We start from the raw sequence: 5,819 nt of genomic DNA, 5'->3' as shown, positions 1-5,819 counted from the left end.
TATCGAATTGAATACATTGTTCAATGCCGATGTCTTTGGCCTGAAAATGTACCAAGTTATTTTTTAATCATTACTTAATTGACAGTAACAAACATATTACACTAGGAATTTGTATGTTAACGTATTCAACAAGAAAACAAATAGGGAACGCCTTGGTTAAGTTATCTGGGGTTGACTATCATTTTGAATTGAGAAACGATAAATGGGTGCAAACCAATAATTCACATTTAACTAATATGGAAAAAGTTATTATTGGGCAAAGTGCAAATGGTAAAAGCATAGCGAACATCGCAGAGTATCTCTCTGTTTCGATAACTACAATCAAGACTCACAGAACAAACATATTCAAAAAACTTGGAGTTAGCAATATTACTGAGGCCATACAATATGTAGAGGATTATAATCTAATTTGAGTACTATCTCCAAAATATCGTATCAGGCAAAAGTTGATATCGAAAAGTGGTTTTGTTGGATTTTCTACTGAAGATATACGGATTGAAATGTCTAGTAATTACAAGTAACTATTTGATTATTAATATTGTTTTATGTCCTTTGTCGCTGAATAGCTACTTGCAATATACCTGTTACCGAGACCTCTGCAAAACTATTTTTAGAAGAAAAACTATGATTGATTATCAGTAAGTTATATTCACTTTATTCTTCTTTTTACGGACTTTTGCAGAGGTTTCGTTACCTCTTATAATTCTCCTCCAACATTTTTTCCAAATCCGACTCCTTATAAAGTATCTTCCCTGCAAACTGTGTGTAAGGAATAATCCTCCTGTCCCGATAGTCCTGCAAGGTGCGAGGGCTGATATACAGCCTCTCGCATACTTCCTTACCTGTAAGGAAGTGCTCATCGCCAAATAGCGGCTTGTGTGTCTGTGCCACTTCCTTAATTCTCTTGCTTACTCCGCTGATAGCTGACAGCACCACCTGCATATCGTCCGCCTCTATATTCAAATCTCTTACCTGTTCCATAATCTTCGTGTCTATTTGTTGATTTTAGTTTTTCCCGTTTCAGCTTTCTCCGTTTTTGTTTGGAGCAACTGTTCCACGTCCTCACGCTTGTAGTAGCACTTATGCCCGATTTGGGCAAAGGGCAACACACCCGTATCACGGTAGTGCTGCAAGGTGCGCTTGCTGATATTAAGCAGCCTGCACACATCACCGTTGTGCAGCCAATCGGTGTGCCTGCTTCGTTCCCCGAATGCCTTGTGGCAGGTCTCGGCAAGGCTGAGAATCTCGTTCCTCAGCTTTGCCCAGTTTGAATCCGTAATGATAAAATATCCCATAGTTTTATTATTGTTTTGTTTGTATTTCTGTCTTATTGGTTTAATAAAACCTTTGTCCGTCTTGCGTTTCACCGCATATTTCTGCCTGCAAAAGTAGAGAGTGTTTGCCATACTTCAAAGCACGAGGGAACAGTAGGGAAATAGAGGGAAAAACATGGAAATGGCAAAAGGATTGTCGCTCTCTTTCTTTGTCTCTTTACTCCATTTTATCATATCCTTTTAGCCGACGCAATACGATGCGTATTGTAGCAAATTAGCACCTGCCTTTCTTGCATCCTTTACACACTTGTCCTCTTGTTTTGGGCTTAAATCCATACTTTCCAACAGTTTCTTGTCAAAAATCTGTGAGAAATTCATAGCCAATGTACGCAACATTATGCAAGCACTCTCCGAATGCTTGGCACTTTCTTGTTCTCTTCATAACTTCACTCTTGGAAACCAAACCAAGCATATAATGAAGAAGAATGCAGATAAAGGTAAATCGGAGGGAGGAAACAATATGTCCAAGCAAAAGAAGACTTCCTCAAAAAACGGTGAGATAGAAACCTATCTGTCCTCTCGCTATGAGTTCAGATACAACACTGTATTGGGAAGAACCGAATACCGAAGCAAGAACGATGCTCATTTCTCAAAAGTGGGTCGCTATGAAATCAACACGCTCCGCAGGGAGATAGACAACGACATCGGGATTATCACATCTTCTGATAATCTCTATTCCATCATCGAGAGCAGTTTCTCTCCACGCATCAACTCCATACAGGAGTATTTCAAAAAGTTGTCTGCAACGGATATAGGCAGCAGTAACCCTGATTGTGGAAATAAAGTTTCCCTTTCACTGAAAGCCATTCCCGACTTGGCAAGTTGCGTTGTCGTGCGCAACTCCGACAAATGGCTGCCGTACCTCACCAAGTGGCTCGTGGCAGTGGTTGCCAACGCAATGGACGACCGTGAGTGCCGTAACCATACCTGCCTCGTACTCACAGGCGAGCAGGGCAAGTTCAAGACCACGTTCCTTGACCTGCTCTGTTCCCCAGCACTGCACGGTTACAGTTACACAGGAAAAATATATCCGCAGGAAAAGGACACACTCACTTATATCGGTCAGAACCTTATCGTAAACATAGACGACCAGCTAAAAGCCCTCAATAAGCGGGATGAGAACGAGCTGAAAAACCTCATCACCTGTCCGATGGTCAAGTACCGTATGCCGTATGACAAGTACGTGGAGGAGCATCCCCACTTGGCAAGCTTTGTGGCATCAGTGAACGGCAATGACTTTCTTACAGACCCGACAGGCAGCAGAAGGTTCCTGCCCTTTGAAGTACTTTCCATAGACATAGAGAAAGCCAAGCGTATTTCAATGGACAATGTCTATGCTGAAGCCAAAGCCCTGCTAAAGTCAGGTTTCCGCTATTGGTTTGATGATGAAGAGATTGCCGAACTATACAGGGAGAGTGAGGACTTTCAGGTACAGACCGCTGAGATGGAACTCTTGCTGCGTTGCTTCGAGAAACCAGCGGAGGACGAAAACTATTCGTTAATGACCACTACGGAGATACTCACCTATTTGGGTATTTATACCCACCAGCCACTTGTTGCCAAACGTATGGGCGAAGCCTTGAAGAAAGCAGAATATATAAAGGTGAGCAAACGAAGAAACGGTGGTAGCCCCATCTATGTCTACAAGATTAGGAAAATCTTGCCCTGCCCGCTCCTTCAAACTTGTAGTAGTCAAATGTAGTAGAATGTGTAGTATTGTCTTATACTACAAAGTAATACTGATTATCAATCACTTATCACAAAATAATATGTAGTAAGAAGAAAGATGAAAAAGTTTGGAGGGGAAAAACTTTGGAAACGGTAAAACCATAAAACAGACAAGCATAAATAATTATCATTCAACCCATTAAAGTATCAAAACAATGAAAAAAGAAGATTTATCACTAATCAAACGATATTCCATCGTGGAATATCTCGAAAGGAAAGGCATTAGGCCTGTCCGTAAAACATCTACCTATGTCATGTATCGCTCACCACTCAGGGAGGAAACTCATCCGAGTTTCAAGGTGGACACGGAAAAGAACCTTTGGATAGACTATGCCGAAGGCAGGGGCGGAAGTATCATCGACCTTTGTATACGCTTGGAAGGCTGCACGCTCTCGGAAGCCATCTGCCGTTTGGGGCAGAACGCTTTAGAGCATACAGCGTACTGCTCCTGTTCTTCAAAGAGAGAAACATCTATCAGTCCAAATCAAAGAAAGGATATAACAGCAAGCGGAACAAGGAGACTGACAAGCATCTCAGACACCTTGCCGCCGCACCTGCAGGAGTATCTCAAAAAGGAACGCTGTATTGATTTAGAAAAGGCAACACCCTTTCTCAAATGTATCAGCTACGAGGTAAGGGAAAGAAGATATGAAGCCATCGGCTTTGCCAATTCTTCAGGTGGTTATGAACTACGGGACAATCATTTGTTTAAGGGAACGATTGCCCCGAAAGACATCACCCCTATATTTGAGGACAAGGCACAACCTGTCTGTCTGTTCGAGGGCTTTATGGATTTTCTTTCTTTCCTTTCAATGAAAGAGGAAGTAACCAACCAATGCCTTGTGATGAATTCCGTGAGTAATGTTGTAAGAAGTATTCACTACCTGAATAAAAGAAATATAACCTCTGTTCGTGCTTTTCTTGATAATGACGATGCAGGTCGAAAAGCTGTGCAGGAATTTGTAAACACAGGTTTTAAGGTAGAAGATATGGCAGTGTATTATAGAGACTTCAAAGACCTCAACGAGTTTCATGTCAGTCGTGTCCGTGAGCAACAGAAAAAGTTGGAGAAAACTCCCAATACAAGCAACAAAAGAAAACAAGTCAAACTTAAAATAAGATAGAGGTATGGAAAAGAAAACAGTCAGCAAAGAGGAAATGGAAAATACCATCAGGAAATCTTTCAGTATGAGCCAAGCTGAAAGTTCAAGTGAACAAACCGTCGCTGAATTTCGAGCAAAGGGAATGAAAAATATTCAAGAGCAAAAACAACAAGGAACAGAACATGTCATAAAGTATGTTACGCCAGCCGAGCCTGCACAGCATACAGAGCATGCAACCGTTCAAAAACGCATCAGTGCCAAGATGAGAAAAGAGACACTCGACGCATACAAGCAGGCGTTCCTCGTTCCGACAAAGCTAAGTGAGAGAAAGGCGGTTTACCTGAGCAGGGAGACGCAGGAACGTGCCGACTTCATCGTTCGCAGGTTGGGTGACAGGGGTAGCAATCTTTCAAGTTTCGTGGAGAACATCGTGCGCATCCATTTGGGGGAATACGGTGAGGATGTAGAGAAATGGAGAAAACTGTGAACCGCAAGAAAATGGTCGAGGGGTTTCAGAAAAAGGAACACCTCTTTCACTCAAAACCCTCGACACTTTTCAGAGAGTAAGGCAACGAACTTTTGCTAAAAACACTGAATGGTGGGAACGCTACGAACGCAGTTAGATACTGAATGCACGGCATTCGCTTTTAATAACCAAAACGCTTTATGCGTAAACGTTTCGTTAGCTGACATTGCAAGACGTCAGTTTGTACCCACAAACTGCTCTTGCTCCCCTCGTTCGATTGTCGGGGAGATAAGACCGTAATCACTCCGTTCTCATCGGTCAGTATTCAGGAATTAAGAAACAATGAATCATCTACAATGATTAACTTTCTAAGAAACTTATATGAAAAGATACAAAGGAAAAGCTGCCCGATGGCAGCAACAGGATAAGGAAGAACAGCGGATGAACAAAACGGAGTTCATCAAGGTAAGATGCACCTTAGAAGAGAAGCAGCGTATCAAGTCAAAAGCGGAAAGTGCAGGGCGGAAGTTCTCAGATTACTGCCGTGAGATACTCCTTAACGGAGAAGTAACAGCCGTTCCCAAGATGACAGACAATGAGAGGGAAGCCATTGCCATTCTCCATCATACAGGAAAGTTCTATGGACAGGTATCCAATCTCATCAAGGTCAAGGACGAAAGGTGGGTACTCATCACAAAGAACCTATCACTATGTGCAAAAGAAGCATTTAAGCGGTTTTACGACCCTCATTTTCGTGTGGAAGATGAGGTATATAAGGTCTTAAATCTAACAAGAAATGATAGGAAAATGTAAGGCGATAGCGCACGGCAGCACGGCTTTAGACTATATCTTCAGAGAGGGCAAGCTTGGCTATCGACTTGCCTTCCACAATCTTTGCAGCAGGGATCCAAAGACTATCTATGAGGAAATGAAAGTGGTCAGTAACTACAACAGCCGTTGCAGGAACAAGTTCCTACGCATTGAAATAGGCATCGCACCACAAGACGAAAGAAAGCTACCTGTGTCCGAACTCATGTGGATAGCCCATTTGTTTGCCAAGCGAATGGGACTTGACAACCACCAATGGGTGGCGGTAACGCACAAGGATACCGACAACAGACACATTCACATCATTGCCAACCGCATCAGTTTGTACGGAGAGGTCTATGATACTACTTTTGTGAGCAA

At 42.4% G+C, this 5,819-nt stretch carries 9 protein-coding genes; 6 read left to right on the top strand and 3 right to left on the bottom strand.

Features of this window, described 5'->3' with window-relative positions:
• The first annotated feature begins 113 nt into the window (after positions 1-113).
• Positions 114-413: a response regulator transcription factor gene (locus tag AC1DCD_RS09950; protein WP_009012343.1), complete on the top strand. Its 300-nt coding sequence runs from the start codon at positions 114-116 to the stop codon at positions 411-413.
• A gap of 277 nt (positions 414-690) precedes the next feature.
• Here AC1DCD_RS09950 and AC1DCD_RS09945 read toward each other — a convergent pair whose 3' ends face one another.
• The 3 genes from AC1DCD_RS09945 to AC1DCD_RS09935 all read right to left on the bottom strand — a co-directional run bounded on the left by AC1DCD_RS09945 (position 691) and on the right by AC1DCD_RS09935 (position 1,670).
• Positions 691-981 carry a helix-turn-helix domain-containing protein gene (locus AC1DCD_RS09945; protein ID WP_008449754.1) on the bottom strand — a complete coding sequence of 97 codons (291 nt, stop codon included), beginning with the start codon at positions 979-981 and terminating at the stop codon, positions 691-693.
• An 11-nt stretch (positions 982-992) separates the two neighbouring features.
• Positions 993-1,295 carry a helix-turn-helix domain-containing protein gene (locus tag AC1DCD_RS09940; protein ID WP_008449658.1) on the bottom strand — a complete coding sequence of 101 codons (303 nt, stop codon included), beginning with the start codon at positions 1,293-1,295 and terminating at the stop codon, positions 993-995.
• Positions 1,296-1,514: 219 nt separating this feature from the next.
• Positions 1,515-1,670, bottom strand: coding sequence for a hypothetical protein (locus AC1DCD_RS09935; RefSeq protein ID WP_199897353.1), 156 nt, complete (start codon positions 1,668-1,670; stop codon positions 1,515-1,517).
• Position 1,671: 1 nt separating this feature from the next.
• On the opposite strand from AC1DCD_RS09935, the gene AC1DCD_RS09930 reads away from it, so the two are divergent.
• The 5 genes from AC1DCD_RS09930 to AC1DCD_RS09910 all read left to right on the top strand — a co-directional run.
• Positions 1,672-3,036, top strand: coding sequence for a virulence-associated E family protein (locus tag AC1DCD_RS09930; RefSeq protein ID WP_464641341.1), 1,365 nt, complete (start codon positions 1,672-1,674; stop codon positions 3,034-3,036).
• 181 nt (positions 3,037-3,217) lie between these two features.
• A complete protein-coding gene (locus AC1DCD_RS09925; RefSeq protein WP_009012342.1) occupies positions 3,218-4,186 on the top strand; it encodes a toprim domain-containing protein in 969 nt (322 codons plus the stop codon).
• 4 nt (positions 4,187-4,190) lie between these two features.
• A complete protein-coding gene (locus tag AC1DCD_RS09920; RefSeq protein WP_008449678.1) occupies positions 4,191-4,652 on the top strand; it encodes a DUF3408 domain-containing protein in 462 nt (153 codons plus the stop codon).
• 360 nt (positions 4,653-5,012) lie between these two features.
• Positions 5,013-5,444: a plasmid mobilization protein gene (locus AC1DCD_RS09915; RefSeq protein WP_008449726.1), complete on the top strand. Its 432-nt coding sequence runs from the start codon at positions 5,013-5,015 to the stop codon at positions 5,442-5,444.
• Positions 5,428-5,819: relaxase/mobilization nuclease domain-containing protein (locus AC1DCD_RS09910; protein ID WP_464682278.1), on the top strand; the 392-nt coding region annotated here is incomplete at its 3' end. The genes AC1DCD_RS09915 and AC1DCD_RS09910, both read left to right, overlap by 17 nt.

This window comes from Prevotella sp. C0209C1, assembly GCF_056583855.1.
The sequence above is the reverse complement of the archived record's forward strand: the minus strand, read 5'-3'. Positions and strand labels throughout refer to the sequence as shown.